The 20,167-nt window shown below is 56.2% G+C and carries 11 protein-coding genes; 9 read left to right on the top strand and 2 right to left on the bottom strand.

The window, feature by feature from the left end; translation table 11 throughout:
• Positions 1-30: 30 nt before the first annotated feature.
• Entirely contained in the window at positions 31-750 is a 720-nt protein-coding gene (locus ACOBR2_RS12365; protein ID WP_420236418.1) for an SIR2 family NAD-dependent protein deacylase, read from the top strand.
• A gap of 341 nt (positions 751-1,091) precedes the next feature.
• Here the strand turns inward: ACOBR2_RS12365 and ACOBR2_RS12360 are convergent, their stop codons facing one another.
• Positions 1,092-1,988 (bottom strand): metallophosphoesterase, encoded by an 897-nt coding sequence (locus ACOBR2_RS12360; RefSeq protein WP_420236417.1) that lies wholly within the window; start codon positions 1,986-1,988, stop codon positions 1,092-1,094.
• Between the two features lie 215 nt (positions 1,989-2,203).
• On the opposite strand from ACOBR2_RS12360, the gene pstS reads away from it, so the two are divergent.
• Together pstS and ACOBR2_RS12350 are read left to right on the top strand one after the other, a co-directional pair.
• Positions 2,204-3,172 carry a phosphate ABC transporter substrate-binding protein PstS gene (pstS, locus tag ACOBR2_RS12355; protein WP_420240010.1) on the top strand — a complete coding sequence of 323 codons (969 nt, stop codon included), beginning with the start codon at positions 2,204-2,206 and terminating at the stop codon, positions 3,170-3,172.
• Between the two features lie 385 nt (positions 3,173-3,557).
• The gene (locus ACOBR2_RS12350; protein WP_420236416.1) at positions 3,558-5,183 is read left to right on the top strand and encodes an EAL domain-containing protein; all 1,626 of its coding nucleotides are present in this window, start codon (positions 3,558-3,560) and stop codon (positions 5,181-5,183) included.
• A gap of 69 nt (positions 5,184-5,252) precedes the next feature.
• On the opposite strand, the gene dnaE is transcribed toward ACOBR2_RS12350, so the two are convergent.
• Entirely contained in the window at positions 5,253-8,759 is a 3,507-nt protein-coding gene (dnaE, locus tag ACOBR2_RS12345; RefSeq protein ID WP_420236415.1) for a DNA polymerase III subunit alpha, read from the bottom strand.
• Between the two features lie 737 nt (positions 8,760-9,496).
• On the opposite strand from dnaE, the gene ACOBR2_RS12340 reads away from it, so the two are divergent.
• The 6 genes from ACOBR2_RS12340 to ACOBR2_RS12315 all read left to right on the top strand — a co-directional run bounded on the left by ACOBR2_RS12340 (position 9,497) and on the right by ACOBR2_RS12315 (position 20,084).
• On the top strand, positions 9,497-10,330 hold the full coding sequence (locus ACOBR2_RS12340) for a hypothetical protein (protein ID WP_420236414.1): 834 nt from the start codon (positions 9,497-9,499) through the stop codon (positions 10,328-10,330).
• Positions 10,331-10,871: 541 nt separating this feature from the next.
• Positions 10,872-11,675, top strand: a complete 804-nt coding sequence (locus tag ACOBR2_RS12335) for a GntR family transcriptional regulator (protein WP_420236413.1) — start codon at positions 10,872-10,874, stop codon at positions 11,673-11,675.
• Between the two features lie 310 nt (positions 11,676-11,985).
• Entirely contained in the window at positions 11,986-12,909 is a 924-nt protein-coding gene (locus tag ACOBR2_RS12330; RefSeq protein ID WP_420236412.1) for a dihydrodipicolinate synthase family protein, read from the top strand.
• A 26-nt stretch (positions 12,910-12,935) separates the two neighbouring features.
• Positions 12,936-14,165, top strand: a complete 1,230-nt coding sequence (locus ACOBR2_RS12325; RefSeq protein ID WP_420236411.1) for an MFS transporter — start codon at positions 12,936-12,938, stop codon at positions 14,163-14,165.
• 84 nt (positions 14,166-14,249) lie between these two features.
• Positions 14,250-16,709, top strand: coding sequence for an alpha-L-rhamnosidase C-terminal domain-containing protein (locus ACOBR2_RS12320; RefSeq protein WP_420236410.1), 2,460 nt, complete (start codon positions 14,250-14,252; stop codon positions 16,707-16,709).
• 294 nt (positions 16,710-17,003) lie between these two features.
• Entirely contained in the window at positions 17,004-20,084 is a 3,081-nt protein-coding gene (locus tag ACOBR2_RS12315; protein ID WP_420236409.1) for a carboxypeptidase regulatory-like domain-containing protein, read from the top strand.
• The last annotated feature ends 83 nt before the right edge of the window (positions 20,085-20,167 follow it).

The following is a 20,167-nucleotide window of genomic DNA, read 5'->3' as shown; positions in this document are numbered from 1 at the left end:
TCTAAACCTCGTTCTTATCAGGGAGTACATATGTCCAAGATCCTCATCGAACCCAATGATCGCGTCTTCATTCTTACCGGGGCAGGCATCAGCGCCGAAAGCGGTCTGCCCACCTTCCGTGCCGAGGATGGTTTGTGGGCGGGTAGCAACGTGGAAGACGTCTGCACACCCGAAGCCTGGCAGCGTAACCCCGAGCGCGTCTGGCTGTTCTATGCGGCGCGGCGGGAGGCTGGCTTCAAGGCTCAGCCGAATCCGGCGCATACTGCACTGGCCGGGCTGGAGGAAAAGATCGGCGACCGTTTTTTTCTGTGTACGCAGAACGTGGACACGCTGCATGAAGCAGCGGGATCGAAGCGCCTGCTGCACATGCACGGGCAACTGGACCGCGCCCGCTGCGAGCGGGAGTGTGGCCGCGCGCCGGTGGTGGACAATACCGTCTACCAGAGCCTGAGCGAGGTGCAGCGCTGTGCCTGTGGCGGGCGTTTGCGTCCCCACATCGTCTTCTTTGGAGAAATTCCGCTGGAGATGGACCGGATTCAGGACAAGATCAATCAGGCCACGGTGATGATTGTCATCGGCACCTCGGGATCGGTCTATCCGGCGGCAGGTTTCGTGCAGTTTGCCCGCATGAACAAGGCGCGCACCATCTACATTGGGCCCGAAGCCCCGCTCAATGCGCAAGCCTTCACCCAGACGGTTCTGGGCAAGGCCGGTGAGGTGATGCCTGGAATTTTTGAGGTTAGGAGCTAGACGAGGAGACAGACCCTAGTGTTCTGAGTCCAGAGTTCGCTTCGTAATTGCTCTGTCATCTTGAGCGGAGCTTGGCCGGTTTTTGGCCAAACGGAGTCGAAAGACCTGGGGTTGTTCTTCCAGGATCTTCCGCGGAAGTTGTGTGTCTTTGGAGCCAAAGTTCATGGGCGCAGAAGCAAAAAGCAACCGCAGGTCCCCTTCGGCTGCGCTCAGGGCAGGCTTTCGACTCCCTGCGGTCGCTCAGGAGGACAGGCTTAAATTTGACAAGGACTTCAGGCTCAGGACACTAGCGACAAAAACAAAGACGTCGCGAGGGTGGGGTACCCGGCATCCACTAGAACCTAGCCTCTAGTCCCTGCTTTCAACGTCATCACCGTAATCTCTGGTGGGCAGTCGAAGCGGAAGGGCAGGCCCACTGCGCCGATGCCACGATTGACGTAAAGCTGCATTGTGCCCAGAGAAAAGAGGCCGTGAACGTATTTGCGGCCTCCGGGGGGCAGGACCAGCGGGCCGAACGGGGGTACGCGGATCTGGCCGCCATGGGTGTGGCCGCTCAGCATCAGGCTGACGGCCTGACCTACCGGGCGGGCCAGCAACTGGTCGGCAAAGTCCGGTGAGTGGCAGAGCAGAATTACCGGCTCCTCGGGCTGAAAGCGTATGGAGGCGGGAATGGCCAGCTCGGGGCGGGGTTTGCCGTCGGACAGGTCAATCATGCCGGCCATCCACAGTCGGCTTTGTCCCCGTTCCAGCGCCGCATGGCTGTTGTTGAGCACTGGAATGCCGTGACCGGTGAGCGCGTGCGTGACCTCGCGTGGGTTGGTATTCACATCGTGGTTGCCCAGCACGGCAAACTTCTGTGGGCACTTCAGCCCGGCCAGAATTTCGGCACAGCGCCAGGCCGCGCCGACGGCATACTTTTTGCCCAGCGGCCCCGTGCTGACGAAGTCGCCAGTGAGCGCCACAACGTCCGGATTGAGCTGGTTGATTGTGTCCACCACATGGCGCAGGAAGGATTCTTCCGTGTACTCGTCCATGTGAAGATCGCTGATCTGCACCATGCGCAGGCCATCGAAGGCCTCGGGCAGATGGGGCAGCCGGAGCTCGCGCTCCAACACTTCGATCTTGTGGCGGGCAATTTCGCCCGAGTAGAATGCCACACCGCCTGCCGCGAGCAGGCCCGTAGAAAGAAAAGTACGCCGGTCGATCTTCCTCAGCGAAGGAGGGAGGGGAAGGTGCATGGCTTTATGGTACAAGTTTGTCAGATGAATTTTTCATAAGGAAAACCCCGCAATAGAGGGTAAAAGTGCAGTATGTAATCGAAAGCGGGGCGAATTGTTACTAGATTGACACGTGGTATTCAAATGCTATTAACAATTAGCTTGGAAAATGAATTTTGTCAGTAGAACTTCAAGGAGATTCCGTGAAAAGGACTTTGGTTGCCGTTTTGTTCTTGATGCTGGCCATGAGCGTGGCTCAGGCCCAGAAACTTACCGGGGCAGGCGCAACCTTCCCCTACCCGATTTATTCGAAGTGGTTTAGCGAGTACAGCGCGGCGCACCCCGGTGTTGAGATCAACTACCAGTCGATCGGTTCCGGTGGCGGTATTCGTCAGGTAACCAGCGGCTTGGTTGATTTCGGCGCTTCCGATGGTCCCATGACCGACGAGCAGCTGTCTCAGTCGAAGATCAAGCTGATTCACATCCCCACCGTGTTGGGTGCCGTTGTTCCGGTCTTCAACATTCCGGGTGTAGGCGATCTACGCTTTAGCCCCGAAGTGTTGGCGGATATTTATCTGGGCAAGATCCAGACCTGGGCCGATCCGCGCATCGCCAAGGACAACCCGGGCGTGAAGCTTCCTGACCAGAAGGTGATCGTCGTCCACCGTTCCGATGGTTCGGGCACCAGCTACATCTTCACCGACTATCTGAGCAAGGTCAGCAAGGAATGGGCCAGCGGCCCTGGCAAGGGCACTTCGCCCAACTGGCCGGCTGGTGTGGGTGGCAAGGGCAATGAGGGCGTGGCCGGTCTGGTCCGTCAGCTGCCGGGTGCCATCGGCTATGTAGAGCTGATCTACGCTCTGCAGAACCACATCTCCTACGGTTCGATCCACAACGCTTCGGGCAACTGGGTCAAGGCCTCTATCAAGGGTGTGACCGCGGCTGCCGCCAGCGTCAAGCAGATGCCTGCCGACTACCGCGTCTCGATCACCAATGCTCCGGGTGCGGATTCCTATCCAATCTCCAGCTTCACCTGGATGCTGGTTCCGGTGCGTTCGGCGGATCCGGCTAAGGGCCGCGTCCTCAAGGACATGCTCAGCTGGATCGTCAAGTCGGGCGAGAACGAAGTGGAAGGCCTCAGCTACGCTCCGCTGCCGCCCAGCGTGGCGGAAAAGGTCCTCAAGACCGTCTATTCGCTGCAGTAGTCGATTTGTTTCCCTATCCGCATTCTGGATGCAGAAAAGCCCGGCCATTTGGTCGGGCTTTTCTGCGTGTACTTGTGCTTTGAATGCGCCTTTTGCTTGTAAAAATACGAAACGCAACTCGGCGTTTGTTTGCTACAGCGTTTTGCCTGTGAGTCAGTGTTCCAAGCCCCTGCAGGAGAAGAAGGATCTGCGATTAGAGCATCTCTCCTGATGCTGTGAAGTGGCAAAAAATCTTGCCAGGTTGCCGCTCCCTGGGGGTCGCGTCAACGATGCTGCATCGATTCGCTCTATGCCTTCAGGAGAGCTGCTTTAAGGTGATTAAGTAAATCTAAACATTTGCAGTTTTTTGTCGATCTCCTTAAGAGGAAGTTAAATTTCTAATGGAATGGCGATGAAGAAACATATGAACTGGTCGCAGCGCGCAGTCGCACATACCCTGCGATATTGGCTTTCTCGCCGACGTATTTTCGTTCTCCTTGTCATTATGTTCATTACCGGCTCCTGCGGGGCATGCGCGGGGCATTTTTTGGGCAAACTCATCTTGAAAGAAAGAACCGAGATGATTGCCGATCAATTTGTTTCGCGCATTCAGCAGACTCTGGATTCTGCCATTACCGAGGAATATGACGTCCTCTACAAGTTAAAAAAATCTCCCTATACACTTTGTTCGGATGCTGATCTTGTCTGGATGCGGCAGTTGATCTATCACTCAGAGTACATTGGCGAGGTTGGACATATGACGGGGGACAGTATTGCATGTTCTGCTACGCTAGGGCGGGTGAATCTGCAGGCATTGCAATCGGAGCAGGATTTTACCTATAAGAACGGAGATAAAATCCGCTTGAATCCAGATGGGTACAAGCTTTCCAATCACACCGTTCTGATGCTGCAGAGAGAGAAGCAGTTCGTCGTCCTCCGGCCTGTGATTGAGACGTTTTTCTCCTCAGCTCCCTTGAGTTTTGCGATCACGGATCTGGATCAAAGGACACAACGAAAACAATTCACGATGGGTACTTTGCGGGATACGCCTGACTGGATTCTGCTGCAGGAAAAGGAAGTTACCTGGAAAGATACAGCCTATGCGACGCGCTGTGAAGCGCAAATTCAGAGCTGCATTACTGCTGGCATGCCGCTCTCCACGGCGATGCATCTTGCCGGAGGTGGAATCCGGCGAACCACCGAGTTTGGCGCTGTTTTGGGAACATTGTTCCCGTTGCTTGCTGTCTTTCTGTTCAATCGGGATTCTGTCATGGCGTTGCAACTTAGGCATGCCATTCGCGCCAACATTCTTCAATTGGTTTACATGCCGGTGGTCAATTTGAAGAACCGCCAGGTGGTGGGAGCGGAAGCGCTGCTGCGCTGGACGGATGAAAGCGGCAAGGCTGTTTCTCCGGAGGTCTTTGTCCGCGTGGCAGAAGAACGTGGGTTTATCGATGAAATTACTGCTTGGGTGATGCACAAATCGCTCAGCGATTTCGGCGCACATCTTCGCTCGCATCCTGATTTCCGCATGAGCGTCAATGCCACGGCAACAGACTTCAGTGACCCAAAATTTCTGCCGATGTTGCGCCAGACTCTGGAGCAGGCTGGCGTTTCGCCACAAAGTTTGATTGTAGAAATTACGGAATCATCCACGGCGCGGCGCAAGGAGGTTGGTCATACGATTCGCCAGTTGCGCCAGCTTGGATGCCATGTGCATATCGACGACTTCGGCACCGGATATTCCAGTCTGGCGTATTTGCACGAGCTCAGCGTGAATGCCATCAAGATTGACAAATCCTTTACCCAGGCGATTGATGCCAAAGCGACGCACGAGGTAATCCTGCCGCAGATTATGGCCATGGCCGACTCACTCCATCTGGAGGTAGTGGTGGAAGGCATTGAAACCGAGCAGCAGGCAAGATACTTCACTGCGCAAGACAAGCCGCGAAGGGGGCAAGGATGGCTCTTCGGCCCTCCGGTCTCCATGGCCACATTTAATGATTTATATATCCAGCAGGAGTCCCTCTAAGGTAGCTGTATTGCGCGAGTGCGGATTTGACTGCGCAATACAGCTACGGAATATCTGTAGCGTTGTCTTTTATCCGAGCGCCTGCACAGCACTTCGTCCCACCAGCGCTTCGAGCTTCTCCATCCAGCCCTTGTCAGCGGTTACGCTCATGCCTTCCGGCTCCAGCATGACTACATAATCGCCCTTCTCTTCCAGGTTGATCATGATCTTGCTGGGACCCGGTGTGGAGTCGGCCAAGGTTTTGATCTGCTGGAACAACTCCTCGCTGGCCACATCCAGACTGAGCCGCAGACGCAGGCCGCTGGGCAGCTTGATCTTCACGTCTTCCAGCGGATAAATGTTGCTGAGCGAGATCTTCGGTGCGGCCTCGTCGTCGCCCATCAGCACGCCGCGCACCAGCACCGGAGCCTCGATTTTGAGCTGGTTTTGCAGCTTCTCGTAGTCGCGGGCAAAGCAGATCAGTTCGATCTTGCCGGTGGAATCTTCCAGCGAGCCCATGGCGTAGAGCTTGCCGTCGCGCTTGCTTTTCTGCACGCGAATGCCCACCAGAAGACCAGCTACCTGCAGCTCGTCGGATGGGTCGGTTTCCTTGCCCCAACGCCGCTCGGGCGGCTTGCGTTCGAGCGCCTCGGCGGTAGAAATTACGCCCGACAGATTGCGGATCTTCTCGGCGTACTTGTCGAGCGGATGGCCGCTGACGTAGAAGCCGAGCACTTCCTTTTCGTTGGCCAGCCGGTCGCTCTCTTCCCAGTCAGGCACATTGGGCAGGTCATTGCCCGATTTGGACTTTGGAGCGGATTCCTCAAAGAGCCCAAAGAGGCCCGCCTGACCGCTCTCCAGATCGCGCTGCGCCTTCTGTGCCTGCTCCATGGCCTTGTCTACCGCGGCCATCAGCGGGCCGCGCTTGCCGAGCGAGTCGATTGCGCCAGCCTTGATGAGCGATTCGATCACGCGCTTGTTCATCACGCGCAGATCCACCTTCTCACAGAACTGCCAGAGGCTGGAGAAACGGCCTACCTCCTGGCGGGCCTTCAGGATTGACTCAATGGCGTTGCCGCCCACGTTTTTGACCGCAGCCAGACCAAAGCGGATGATGTCGCCGTGGGGCGTGAACTGGGCATCGGAGACCTGTATGTCGGGCGGTTCAACCTGAATGCCCATCTCCTTGCATTCGGCAATGTACTTGACCACATTCTCGGGCTTGGAGGTTTCTGAGGTCAGCAGCGCTGCCATGAACTCGACCGGGTAGTGGGTCTTCAGGTAGCCGGTCTGGTAGCTGACCAGTCCGTATGCAGCCGAGTGCGACTTGTTGAAGCCGTAACCGGCAAACTTCTCCATCTGCTCGAAGATTTCCGTCACCGTGTTCTTGGGGTGACCGTTGGCCACGGCGCCTTCAATAAAGCGGGCGCGCTGCTTGGCCATCTCCTCGGGCTTCTTTTTACCCATGGCGCGGCGCAGCATATCGGCTTCGCCCAGCGAGTAGCTGGCCAGCACGTTGGCAATCTGCATCACCTGTTCCTGATAGACCATTACGCCCATGGTCTCTTTGAGCACCTTTTCCATCGGAGGCAGGGCGTACTCCACCTTGCGACGGCCCCACTTGCGCTCAATAAAGTCGTCCGTCATGCCGCCCTGAATCGGGCCAGGGCGGAAGAGCGCCGTCAGAGCGGTCAGTTCCTCCAGCCGCTCCGGCTTGTAGCGGCGCAGCATGTCGCGCATGCCGTTCGATTCAAACTGGAAGACGCCGGAGGTGAGCGCGGCCTGAAAAACCTTCTGGAAGGTCAGCTCGTCGTCGAGGGGAATCTCTTCAATATTGACCTTTTCGCCGCGATTTTTCTCGATCAGGTGCAGGCAGTCGTCGATGACGGTCAGCGTCGTCAGGCCCAGGAAGTCGAACTTCAGCAGGCCCATCTTCTCAACCGACTTCATGTCGTAGGCGGTGACGATTTCGTCGTTCTTCGTCTTGGCCACCGGCACCAATTCAATCAGCGGACGCGGCGCAATCACGACTGCAGAAGCGTGTACGCCCGAGCCGCGCACCAGGCCCTCCAGCTTCTTGGCCGTGTCGATCAGGTTGCGCACCGTGGCGTCGTTGTCGTAGGTCTTCTTGAAGTCGGGCACTTCTTCAAGCGCCTTGTCGATGGTCATGCCAACGGTGGCCGGAATCAGCTTGGCGATCTTGTCCACGTCGCCATAAGGAAGATCGAGCGCCCGACCGCAATCCTTGATGGCCGCCTTGGCCGCCATGGTGTTGAAGGTGATGATCTGGCTGACCTGATCGCGGCCGTACTTGCGTACCACGTAGTCGTAGACTTCACTGCGGCGATTCATGCAGAAGTCCACGTCAATATCAGGCATCGAGACGCGCTCCGGGTTCAGGAAGCGCTCGAAGAGCAGTACGTTCTGCATGGGATCGATGTTGGTGATCTCCATGCAGTAGGTGGCCAGCGAACCAGCGCCCGAACCACGGCCCGGACCTACTGGAATGCCGTGATCCTTGGCGTACTTGATGAAGTCCCAGACGATCAGGAAGTAGCCGGAGTAGTGCATCTGGTGGATGATGCGGATCTCGTAGCTCAGGCGGGCTTCGTACTCCGCAATGGAGTGGGTGAGCTTGCCGGAGCGCTCCAGATGCTTGATCTGCGTGTCAATGCGTTTTTGGAAGCCGCGGCGGCAGACTTCTTCAAAGTAGCTGTCGATGGTGTGGCCTTCCGGCACATCGAACTGCGGGAAGGGATTGTCCACCGCATGCAGCTTCAGGTTGCAGCGTTCGGCAATCTCCATGGTGTGCTTCAAAACGTCCGGCGAGTCGGGGAAGAGCGTGGCCATTTCGTCGGCGCTCTTCACGTAAAACTGATCGGAGTCGAAGCGGAAGCGGTCGGCGTCATGAATCTTGGAGCCGGTCTGCACGCAGAGCATCACGTCGTGCGCGTGATGATCCTCCCCGCACAGATAGTGCGAGTCATTGGTGAGGATCATGGGAATGTCCAGCTCGTTCTGCAACTGGAAGAGGCCTGAATGAATGCGTTTCTCGTCGGCCAGGCCCTGATCCTGGATCTCCAGGTAGAAGTTGCCCTTGCCGAAGATGTCGCGGTACTGCTGGGCGGCGGTGCGGGCCTTTTCGTAGCGGTCAGCCATCAGCTCTTCGCAGACCTCGCCGCTCAGGCAGCCGGAGCTGCCGATCAGGCCCTTGGAGTGGCTGGCAAGAAACGTCTTGGAGATGCGCGGCTTGCGATAAAAACCATGCAGGCTGGCCTCCGAGGTGATGCGTACCAGATTCTGGTACCCCTCTTCGTTTTCCGCTAGCACCAGCAGATGGTTGTATTCGTCGCCCTGCGCCGGGGCACGATGATCCTCGTTTTTGCACACGTAAAGTTCGCAGCCCAGGATCGGCTTTATGCCAGCCTCTTTGGCTGCTCCGAAAAAGTTCACCGCTCCGTAGATGTTGCCGTGGTCGGTCATGGCGACCGACTTCTGGCCCATCTTGGCTACCTGCTTGACCAGTTTCTTGACGTCGCAGGCTCCATCGAGGAGCGAGTATTCCGTATGCAAATGCAGATGCGTGAATTCATTCATGACTATTCCTGATTTTAAGCGCCGGACGGCTGAGCGCAGCGGCAACTTCAGTGAGGAAATCCCGCCGGTTGTGTGAGTGTCGGTCGTAGGCTGGTTCTTTGTGGAAATCTTTGCAGTGCGTTCTTTGCCGGAGCGCGGAAGCGTATGATGAAGGTACTTTCAGGTAATGACGAAGGGCGATTCTAAGAAGAAAGAGGACCTTTTCCTGTTGGAGAAGGCCCTCTTTTTTTCTTGTGCAGTGCAGGGGCTGCTTTGAGAGGGGATTAAAAGCGGCGGTGGAGTGACTCCCAGAGATAGGGATGGGACACTTTATCCAAGCTGGTCTGAGCGCGGGGCCGCAGAGCTATTTTTTTCAGATAGATAGCAAGTACTTGCATGCCAAAGTGAAATTTGGAATCCATAGCACTAGAGAATTTCCACCTCTCTTGTGTGTCATCAACGTTGAGCTAAAAAATAACTCAAATAAAATCTTTATCTTTCAAGAAGAATATTTGCAAAATAATTGATTGACGGGAAATTTTGTTTTGTGTAGCTTGTATGTGCTCACTGGATTCATCGAATCGGTACGCTGAAATTGATTCTCCTTGGGAGAGACCTTCTGGAAACAGAATCGTCCTCTACCTTGTTCTCTTCCCCATAAAAAGGATCTTGCTTGTGCATAATCTCGAATTTCCCCCTCGGAGAGCACAATGCATACTTTTACGGCATATCCGTCGCTGACGGAGTTCTATCGCAAATTGCGGGGTGGTTCGCAGCCGATCCTGGTCGCGGCAGAGAATCAAAATTTGTATGTGGTCAAATTCAGGAACAATCTGCAGGGCGAGAACGTTCTGTTCAACGAAGCCATGGGGACGGCTCTGTATCGCGCCTGCGGTCTTTCTACACCGGACTGGACGCCACTACGGGTCACAAAAGCCTTTCTTCGGCACTTTCCTGGCTGCTGGCTGCAGAATGCGAAGGGCGCGGTGCAGCCTGCCGATGGATTGTGCTTTGGTTCGTTGTATCAGGGAAGTGCGACGCAGGTAATTGAGATTATGCCGAGTGCATCGCTCAAGCGGGTCAACAACTTGGATACTTTCTGGATGGCGTGGGTGATCGACGTCTGTGCCAACCACACGGACAATCGTCAGGCCCTCTTTCTTTCAAACGATGACCCTGGCGCATTCACCGCCGTCTTTATCGATCATGGGAATCTGTTTGGTGGTCCTAAAGGAGGAAAGGCGGCAAGGCTTTTCGAGGCGCGTTATCTTGATCAACGTGTCTATCAGTACGTATCCTCGTGTTACTTGAGGATGATTTCGGGTATCATTCGCGAGTTGGACGTAGACAAGCTTTGGCGGCAGGCTGCGGAACTGCCGGCGGAGTGGAGAACGGATTCCGCGCTTCGGGAATTTTCCGGCTGCTTGAACCGTCTGGCCGATGTGCAGCATATTCAGAAGCTGATCGACATTCTTTGGGAAGTGGTTTTCAGTCAACCCAATGCTTGTGCTTTCACCAATCCGTACCGCCCCAAACCGCCAGCCTCAGTGCTGTGTGCTGGAATACAGGCCTGCCGGGGGCAAGGATCTTGAGCCTTCCAGTGGAGAGCTGATCCTGACAGCATTTCTGGACGCGGATGCGCAGATTGACTACTATGTGCATCCAAAGTGGCCCCGCCTGATTCGGGCGCGGGACGAGTTTTATTTTGTGCAGTTATTCAGGGATCTTTTGTTGCGCTCTGTTGAGGACTCGGAAGGCGTGTTTCGGCAGTTGAGTTCTCTTTCGGTTGGGCCGCTTGTTTGCCGCCTGTCCGGCAGCGCAACAACGGTGCAGTCTGCTCTCCGCGCCCAGTGCAGGGATTTTATTCTGTTGACTGCAAAAGAGATTCCTGCTGGACCGAAGGAAGAGTTTCCTACAGAGTGCGGCACCCGGTGCCCATGATGGGCCTCCGATTCATCCATTCGAAGGCATTGTAAGCGGAACGGGAAGCCTTCTGCCACGAGCAGCGGAGAAGAAATCCTGTTTAATCGGCAAGTGTCGACAGAATGTCGAAATGTTTGTTGCGAAGAGAAAATAGACGATCTGTTTCCTTTAAAGTTACAATTCGTATGACTTATAGAAAATGGTGGTGCTATGCCCAGAGGACGCAAGAAGTCCGGTTCGAGTGAAACTTCAATTCGCCAGCGTGCGTATCTTGAGATTCAGCGGCGGATTGCCACCGGGGTTTTGCCGACGGGCAAAGCCATCTCGGAGTTGGATCTGGCGCGGGAGTTGGGCAGCAGCCGTACGCCGATCCGTGAAGCGCTCAGCCAGTTGGTAGCCGAGGGATTGCTAGAGCAGAACGAGGCTGGAAGCGTCTCCGTCATCCAGATGACCCGCGAAAACATCATTGATACCTGCGAGTTACGTGAGGCTCTGGAGATTTATGCGGTGGGCAAGGTGGCTCGTCTGGGGCAATTACGCCCGGCTGAGCAGGAGCGTTTGGAAGCTCTGATCCACCAGATTCAGGTACTGCGCGACGAGCTGATTGCCTCAGGTCAGGCGGTACTCGATGCGGCGCAGAATAACCGCCTTCTGGCCGCTGACCTTAGCTTTCATGCTCTGCTGATCGGGCTTTCGCAGAATGTGCGCATCAATAAGGTGGTGAATGACACGCGGCTTCTGCTGCGCATCTTTACCATGCGCAGGGAAAGCCATAATGTTCAGGCTCTGGAACGCATCTATAGTCAGCACAAGGAGTTGATGGACGCAATTGTGCGGCAGGATGAGGCTGCCAGCTGCCGCATTCTGAGTGAGCACATCCAGGCCAGCCAGCGGGAACGTCTGGAGGAGTTCGACCAGCACCAGCGGGAGGCCTCGATGCGCAAGAGCTTGCCTGCCTTTCTGGAGATCTATCAGCCCCTGCATCTGGATGCGCCCAAGAAGAAACAGCGCTGAGCTATTTCATTTTTCACAATGTGCGAGACGCGTGGGAAGCGATTCCCGCGCGTTTTTTGTGGTGGATTGTTCTTCTTTCAGAATGAATGTCGACAGAGTGACGACATTTTGACTATACTTTCTTCGACAGTGATCAGGAGCTGTGCGCGGCGGCATTTTTAGAGCATTTTCGGAATACATGTAGACTTTTTAAGGGGCTTGCAAGGTGCCTTTTTCATGAGAAAAAAGGTACTTAGCATCCTGCTTCCGGTCTATAGCAATTCCGAAAATGCTACAAAAGCTGAATCCGCCCAGAGCCAGGGGAGAGAAGATGGCGCGTACCTCAATTGGGGGAGTCTTTGCGGCGGTGCTTGTGCCGCGCGATGCAGCGGGGCGGGTGGATGAGCGGGTTCTGGACCAGAATCTTGGCTTTCTGCAGCAAAAAGGGATCCAGCAGTTTGCAGTGAACGGAGCCACGGGCGAGTTCTGCCGCGTAAGCCGTGAAGAACTGGAACTGCAATTGCGTGTAACGCGCAGCCGCATTGCCGTTGACGCCGAACTGCTGTGTGGCGTGGGCGCAGGTAGCCTGAAAGATGCTCTGGAGCTGGCGCATGTGGCTGCCGAAGGCGGGGCCACGGCTCTGCTGGCTCCCATGCCGTACTTCTTTCCCTATGCGCAGGACGACCTGGAGGCCTTTGCTGGCGAGTTGGCCGATAAGTCGCCGTTGCCGGTACTGCTCTACAATCTGCCGCAGTTCACCTCAGGGCTAAAGACCGAGACGGTGCTGCGTCTGCTCCGTGAGCATGAGAATCTGGTGGGAGTGAAGGACAGCAGTGGCTCGCTCGAAATTATGCGCGCCATTACCCGGGAAGGCCTGCCGGTGGCGCGCATTCTGGGCAACGATGGAGCCCTGGCGCAGGCGCTTGCAGAGGGCGTTTGCGACGGCGTGGTCTCGGGAGTTGCCTGCGTTCTACCCGAGGTGATTCAATCGCTTTTTGCGGTCAAACCGGAAGAGGAGAACTTCCAGCAAGCTGCGGCGCTGCTGCGTACATTCATTGAGCACATTGACGTGCTACCCACGCCGTGGGGGCTGAAGGTGATTGCCGAGGCGCGTTTGCTGGCTAAAGCGACCTTCCCGCTGCCGCTTTCCGCGCGGCGTGTGGCGCAGAGCGAGCAGATGCAGGCGTGGTTTCAAGGCTGGCTGGAAGGAGCTTTGAACGAACTGGCCAAGAGCACATTGTCGGCAGCCAGCTAGAACGGAATCAGGGGGAAAGCGCGTCGATGAGGATAGAGCCGAAGTGGCGTGTGGTGGCCATGCTGTGGATGGTCTGCTGGCTGAATTATGCAGACCGCCAGGCTATCTTCGCACTGTTCCCCTTGCTGCGGAACGAGTTTGGCGTGGACAATGTGCGGCTGGCCTTGTTGGGCACGTCGTTCATGTGGGTCTACGCCATTGCGGGACCGCTGGCCGGATGGGCAGGTGATCGCTTTTCGCGTCGTGGGCTGATCATCAGCGGGCTGAGCCTGTGGCTGATGGTTACGGTGGCCACCGTCCTTTCGCACAACTTTTGGCAGATGGTGGTGCTGCGCGCCTTCAGTGGACTGGCCGAGGCCGTGTACTTTCCTGCTGCCATGTCGCTGATCGCAAGCTGGCACGGGCCGGAGACGCGTTCGCGGGCGATGGCGCTGCATCAGTCGGCCGTGTACGGCGGCACCATCGGTGGTGGTGTGTTGGCAGCTTTTGTGGCTGAGCACTATGGCTGGCGCTCGAGCTTTTTCTTATTTGGCATGGCGGGCTTGCTGATTCTGCCGATCCTGCTGTTCTTCCTGCGCGCGCCGCAGAGCGAGGGCCGGACGCAGTCTGTGGCGACGATTCCCGCCGAACGTGTGCTGCAACTCACGCTGAAAGAAACGCTGCTGACGCCGCTGGCCTACCGGTTGGTGCTGGCCTTCATTGGCGCCAACTTTGTCGCTATGATCTTTCTCGTCTGGTTACCCAGCTTCCTGTTCAATAAGTTCCACATGAGCCTGTCGATGGCGGGCATCAGCGCCACGTTGTATCTGCAGGCGGCCGCGGTTGTGGGCGTGTTGTGCGGCGGAGCCTTGGCCGATAGTTGGGTGACGCGCAACCGTGGCGGCCGCATGAAGACGCAGGCTGTGGGCTTGTTGCTGGGCACACCCTTTCTCTTTCTCGCCGGTTGGAGCGCCTCCATTGCGTGGCTGATTGCGGCCATGATTGGACTGGGATTTTTCAAGGGCATGTATGAGTCGAACATCTGGGCTTCGCTCTACGATGTGGTTAGCCCGGAGTGCCGCGCGACCGCTGTGGGCCTGATGAATTCGTTTGGATGGCTGGGCGGTGGCATGGCTCCGCTGGCCATTGCTGCGGCGTCGCAACACTTCAGTATGAGCCAGTGTTTGAGTGCGACCTCTTGCATCTATGTGCTGGCAGGTTGTCTGTTGTTGTGGAATGCAAGACAGGCGGCGCGGGTAGTTGCGCAGTTGTCTTGATGAAGAGGCGCTCTTGGTACGAGGGCGCAAACGGAGTGGAATATGCGGGCTTGTCGTCTTGGCTTGGGTCTGTTCTTTTCGTGGATGGCGTTTGGATGTGTAGCCGCGCAGGCGCAGACGGTGTGGATGGACGCGCATGGGCCGCTTGATCCGGCGCGGGAACTCGCGCTTGCGCCAGAACCCGCACGGGCGTTGCTGCCCGAAGAGTATGTGTGGACGGCGGGCACCGCGCAGGTGCTGGTAGACAAGAACGCCTCGCACGACAAGGACGGCAACCTTGTGCCGCACTACTTCCGCGCTGCCTTTGATGTGAAGAGCCTTCCGCAACACGCCACACTCTATCTAGCCGGGCCGCGCCATGCGCGCGTGTTTTTGAACGGCATATTGGCCACGGAGTTTGATGCCGAGGCGCATCCTTGGATGGCCTTTGAAACGCATTGGGCCGATGTGAGTGCGTTGCTCAAGCCGGGACGCAACGTGATTGCCATCGAGGCCGTGCGCGGCTTTACACACTCGCACCACACCAACAACCTGCTCACCAAGCAGGTGAACTGGGGCGATGTGCTGGTGGCCAAGATTCTGGCCGCGTCGCTGGCAGAAAAAGGCCCGGCGTTGATGATCTCGAATGGCCAGTGGCGTAGCACGATGACGGTGAGCGAAGGCTGGCAGGAGGCGGAGTTCGATGACCGTGCGTGGCCTCTGGTGCAGAGCCTGGGCGGTATTGAATCGAGCGATGCGTTTTACCAGTGGCATGCCGATACGGGGCTCTACAACTGGCCGGGATACATCGGTGTTTCGACGGAGATGCGCAGATATTTCATGCTGCCGCTCAAGGCCACGGTGCAGAGTGAGGGCGGAGCCAGCTTTGAGCACATTGAAGATCTGGCAACGCAGAAGAATGCGCCGACCATGATTCATCTGCCTGCGCAGAAGGCAGAGGCAGCGCCCGCGATTCTGTTGGATTTTGGTCGCGAGGTTGCGGGTCGCGTGTTGCTGACGAATGGCAGCGATCAGTTGGCGCGGGCGCATGTGCGTTACGGCGAATCGATGGAAGAACTCGATGCGCCGTTTCTGGGCGAAGAGACGTTGCTGTTGCCGCCTCACGACGCAGCGCGTGGACCGAAGTCAGCCTTCCGCTACGTGCGGGTGAGCTTTCCTGAGGCGAGTGGCGAGGTGCGTCTGCAGCAGGCCGCGCTCGAAGGCATTGCCTATCCTGTGCGCTACCGGACCAGCTTTGAGTCTTCTGATCCGTTGCTGAATCGCATCTGGGAGAGTGCTGCTTACACGGCGCATCTGTGCATGCAGGAGGGCGTGTGGGACGGTGCCAAACGGGATCGCGGCAAGTGGATGGGCGATATGGATGTGACCGCCCGCGTGATTGACGCCGTCTTTGCTGACGACCGTCCGAACGAGAAAACCTTTCTGGAATTGGCAGGCCAGCCGCCCTACAACGAGCATGTGAACTCCATTGCGCCGTACACGGCCTTCTGGGTGATTGGAGAGGCGGCGCATTACCGGCGCACGAGCAGCAAGGACGCACTCCAAGCGGCGCATGAGCCGCTGAAGGGATTGCTGAAGTTGATGAGCGCCGATGTGGACGCGAACAATCTGTTCGTCAACTCCACGCATCACACCATCTTTGTGGACTGGGCTCCTAACTTTGACCGCGATACGCCGGAGGCCGAGCGGGCGATTCAGGCTGAGTACGCGCTGGCCTTCAGTGAAGGTGCTTTTCTGCTGAACGAATTGGGTGAGCATACGTTGGCAGAGAAGTATGAAAAATTGGCTGCCGCAATGCGCCAGGCTGCGCTCGATCATCTGCTGGATGCGAAGACCGGTAGCTTTGGGCCGTACTGGCAGGCGAATGCTATTGCCATTGTGGCGGGCATTGGCGATCAGGCTTTGCAGAAGAAGTTCTACGATGGGTCGCTTGCCGGTGTGGGCGCAGGCGTGGAAAAGATGCAGCAGATCACGCCCTACTACGGCTATTACGTGATGGAAGCCCTCGCCAAAACCGGGCACACGCAGCAGGCGCTCGACTGGCTGCGCCAGTATTGGGGCGGCATGCTCGATCTGGGCGCAACCAGCTTCTGGGAGGCCTACGACCCGCGCTGGCCGCGTGAAAATCCGCACAAGTTTTTGCAGGCGGATCGCAAGCAGGGAAGCTACGTGAGCATGGCGCATGGATGGTCTTCAGGGCCGGCGCTGTGGCTGATGGAAAACATTGCCGGCATTCGTCCGCTGGAGCCGGGACGAGGGAGTTTTCTGGTGCGTCCAGAGCTTGCCGGGCTTGGTTGGGTGAAGGCCAGCGTGTCGGCGGGGGATGGATCTTTGACTGTCGACATAAAGAATAATAATGGTCTAATTTATAGCTTGGATATTCCTGAAAATTGTCGTGTGAAATTGGAAATTCCAGCTCCCTCTGCAGGGCATTTCATTCGCTTGAATGGCGTGGTCGTCAGAGTTTCCAAAGACAGGACTCAGCCACAAAATGAGCAGATTGAATTGACGCGCGGGGGTAAATACCGCGTGGATTATTTTTAGAAAAACAAAATTAAGTAGTTGAATATACATGCTTTATGTCGACTAACTTTGGGTGCGCCTCCTTGGGGGTGTGCACCCAGAGTCAGTCAGGTCCCTTGCTCTGCGTCTGTAAAGAAAAACATGCCAGGAAAGCCCTTTTTAAAATCGCAGAAAAAAAGCAAATAAAATTTCTTTACGATTCTGTCTATTTATTGTGGACAAAGAGTCCACATTGCGATTATATTTCGGGGCGTGGAATTTTGGGCTGCGGGTTGCTCTTGAAGAATCCGCATGCCTGTTCCAGGAGGCTAGGTCATGCTGTGTTTTCTTACACGAGTCGCAATCAAGGCACTGGCAGTTTTTGTGTTCTGTATGCCTGCTTTTGCTCAAGTGAATACGGCGTCCATTCGTGGCAATGTCACCGATCCGGTGGGAGCCAACATTGCAGGCGCGCAAGTCAAACTGCTTAATCTGATGACTTCCGCTGAGCGCGTTGTGGAGGCAGATGGAAACGGTACTTTCAACTTTCAGTTTGTTCCGGTCGGCACTTATCGCATCACCATTTCTGCACCCGGCTTTACGACCAGCGTGCAGGAGAATCTCTCGCTGGTGGCTGCTCAGTCGCTTGATCTGAATACTCAACTCAAGGTGGCTACGGCTTCAGAGTCGGTCGTGGTTAGTATTGAAGCGGCGCAGATTGAAACCTCGCAGGCTGCGCTGACAACCACGGTAGATAGCGTGGCGGTGAATCAACTGCCGGTGCAGCACGAAGACTGGACGACGCTGCTGCAGTTGACCGCAGGCGCCACCAAGCCATTTACGTCGAGCACAACTTCATCATCGATTCCCGCTGGCAGTGGCATTAACCTGAATGGTCTTCCGTCGGCGGGTTATAACTTGACGGTGGATGGCACGAATGCGACTTCGAATCCGGAATTCACCAGCTTCAACTTCTATCAGGCGCCGAACATCATCAATACGATCAACAATGACGCCATTCAGGAAGTGAGCAACGTGAAGGGGATTGCGCCGGCTACGGTGGGCGGCACGATGTCTGGCAACATCAATCTGATTACGCGCGGTGGTTCGAATCAGTTGCACGGATCGCTCTACGAAAACAACGAATCAAGTTTGTTTGATGCGCGTAACCAGTTTCTAACTGCGCGTCCTCACCTTGCATTCAATGAGTACGGCGGTTCTGCGGGCGGAAAAATCCTGACCGACAAGTTATTTTTCTTTGCCAGCTATGAGGGAGCGCGTATGGGCGCTTATAAGGCGATTACTGGCACGGTGCCGTCGAATTATCTGCGTTCGATTGCGCCTGCGGTTTATTCCTCGCTTCTGGCAATGATTCCTGTGCAGACAAGTACGCCAAGCAGCGCAACGGCCACTACCGCCAGCTATTCCGGTGCTGGCAGCACCTTCCAGAAAGATGGCAACGGCGTGGTGCGCATCGACGAGAACATTTCACCGAGCAACCTGCTGGAGTTGCGTTATACGCGCGGCCGTCCGTATCTGCTGTCGCCGGCGCTGTTGCCTTCGAATAGCCGCACGACGGAGGGTCATACGGATGTGGTCAACGGTAACTACACGCACATTGGTTCGCGCTGGACGGAGAATACCCGCGCGGCTTTCAACAACTTGCTGCTGAATCGTGTGGATGCTGACTATAAGTCACAGCTTCCTTCGTTGAGCTATGGCTTTAGCACGGGCGGTGCCACGTTGTTTCTGGTTTCGGGCAACTTCAGTACCGTGGAAGAGCAGATTGCCTATACGCGGGGCAATCATACAATCCAGTTTGGCGGCATCTGGCAGCGCCAGAACGCGGGTCGCACGCGTGTTACTACGCAGAGCTTCTCTTATTCGACTCTGGCAGGTTTCCTTGCCGACACGCCCACCACGATTCAGCTGAACTTGTATGCGCTGCCCACAGGCACCAAGGGTTTTGGCCTGACGGACAAGCAATACGGCCTGTATCTTCAGGATGACTGGAAGATCTTTCAACGGCTGACGTTAAACCTTGGCATTCGTTACGATATCTTCACGGTGCCGCAGGAGTATGAGGGCCGCATCTACAATCGCGGCATTGACTCATCGAATCCGTCACTGGGCCCGGGCTATGGCGCTTATCGTGCATCGAACTCGATGTATGGAAGCGATGACAATAACGTGCAGCCGCGCGTGGGCTTTGCGTGGGACCCGTACGGCAAGGGGCAGACGATTGTGCGTGGTGGGTTTGGTGTGTTGGTCAGCCCGCATACCATCTATGGCGGTCCGGTGACGACTGAGCAAGTGAACGCGCAGACGCCATTCAATATTTCACTGACAGCGAGTCAGGTGAAGGCTTCAGGGCTGGCTTTTCCCATCGATGGCAATCAGTACAGCTCGATCCTTTCGAATCTGGAGACGGCGGGCACCATCTCAAGCAATTTGCCCAACAATACGGTGAACGGAAACTTCCCGGATCCATATAGCATGCAATGGACGGTGGGTGTGGAGCAGCAACTGCCGAAGTCTACGGCGCTGGAAATCAACTACGTGGGCACGCGTGGCTTGAAGATGAACTTCTACGAGACGCAGAACCTGCCCAATCGCTTGACCGATATTTCTCCCAAGAGCAACTATGGAACCTTCTATTACTTCACGCCGGGTGATAGCAGTTATTACCACGGCTTGCAGGTGACGGCCAGCAAACGTATGTCCTATGGCTTTCAACTGAGCGGCGCTTACACCTTCTCGAAGGTCATCAGCTATGGTGACGCTGATATTCTGCAACAGTTGCAGCCGCAAGACAGCAGTAATATCAAGGCGGAAAAAGGTCCGGCACCTTTCGATGTGCATCATCGTTTTGTGATGCACGGCATCTGGAATCTACCTATTGATCGCGTGCATTCGTTGCATCCGATTCTGAGTGGATGGCAGCTTTCCGGCGTGTTCTCGTTGCAGACCGGGTTGCCGGTTAATATCACGGACAGCTCGTCCTCGTACCCTGCCGATCGTCCGGATCGCGCTACAGGATCGTTCTATCAGTCGGGGTATCGCACCTTCGGCACCGGACGGAGTCATCAATACCTGAGCACATCTGCATTTACGCAGATTGCAAAAGCCACTACCGCAACCAGCCTGACGGGCACAGCTTCGGGAGCGGATGTTCGCGCGGGTGACCTGGGGCGTTACAGCGCGCGTGCGCCAGGAGTTGAGAATGTTGATATGTCGCTGGCGAAGAGCTTCGATTTTGGTGGACGCTATAAGTTCAAGCTGCGCATGGATACCTTCAACACCCTGAACCACACCAACCTTTCAGGATTGGTGACGACCATCAATACGTCGAACTTTGGACAGTTGACCTCGGCGACGCCGCGCACCATGCAGATTGCCGGACGGTTGACTTTTTAACGGTACAACCTCACGGATTGATTCGCGGGCCGCAGGCACTATGATGCGGCCCGTTTCTTTCTATTTTGAGGAGGCCAAAACGT

Source organism: Telmatobacter bradus (assembly GCF_048629425.1).
In the GTDB taxonomy this organism is placed as follows: domain Bacteria; phylum Acidobacteriota; class Terriglobia; order Terriglobales; family Acidobacteriaceae; genus Telmatobacter; species Telmatobacter bradus.
Note: the sequence above shows the minus strand (reverse complement) of the source record. Positions and strands in the feature narration are given on the sequence as shown.

Coding starts and splice junctions, on each gene's coding strand:
- ACOBR2_RS12365 (WP_420236418.1), top strand. CDS start 31: ATGTCCAAGATCCTCATCGAACCCAATGATCGCGTCTTCATTCTTACC.
- ACOBR2_RS12360 (WP_420236417.1), bottom strand. CDS start 1,988: ATGCACCTTCCCCTCCCTCCTTCGCTGAGGAAGATCGACCGGCGTACT.
- pstS (WP_420240010.1), top strand. CDS start 2,204: ATGCTGGCCATGAGCGTGGCTCAGGCCCAGAAACTTACCGGGGCAGGC.
- ACOBR2_RS12350 (WP_420236416.1), top strand. CDS start 3,558: ATGGCGATGAAGAAACATATGAACTGGTCGCAGCGCGCAGTCGCACAT.
- dnaE (WP_420236415.1), bottom strand. CDS start 8,759: ATGAATGAATTCACGCATCTGCATTTGCATACGGAATACTCGCTCCTC.
- ACOBR2_RS12335 (WP_420236413.1), top strand. CDS start 10,872: ATGCCCAGAGGACGCAAGAAGTCCGGTTCGAGTGAAACTTCAATTCGC.
- ACOBR2_RS12330 (WP_420236412.1), top strand. CDS start 11,986: ATGGCGCGTACCTCAATTGGGGGAGTCTTTGCGGCGGTGCTTGTGCCG.
- ACOBR2_RS12325 (WP_420236411.1), top strand. CDS start 12,936: ATGAGGATAGAGCCGAAGTGGCGTGTGGTGGCCATGCTGTGGATGGTC.
- ACOBR2_RS12320 (WP_420236410.1), top strand. CDS start 14,250: ATGGCGTTTGGATGTGTAGCCGCGCAGGCGCAGACGGTGTGGATGGAC.
- ACOBR2_RS12315 (WP_420236409.1), top strand. CDS start 17,004: ATGCTGTGTTTTCTTACACGAGTCGCAATCAAGGCACTGGCAGTTTTT.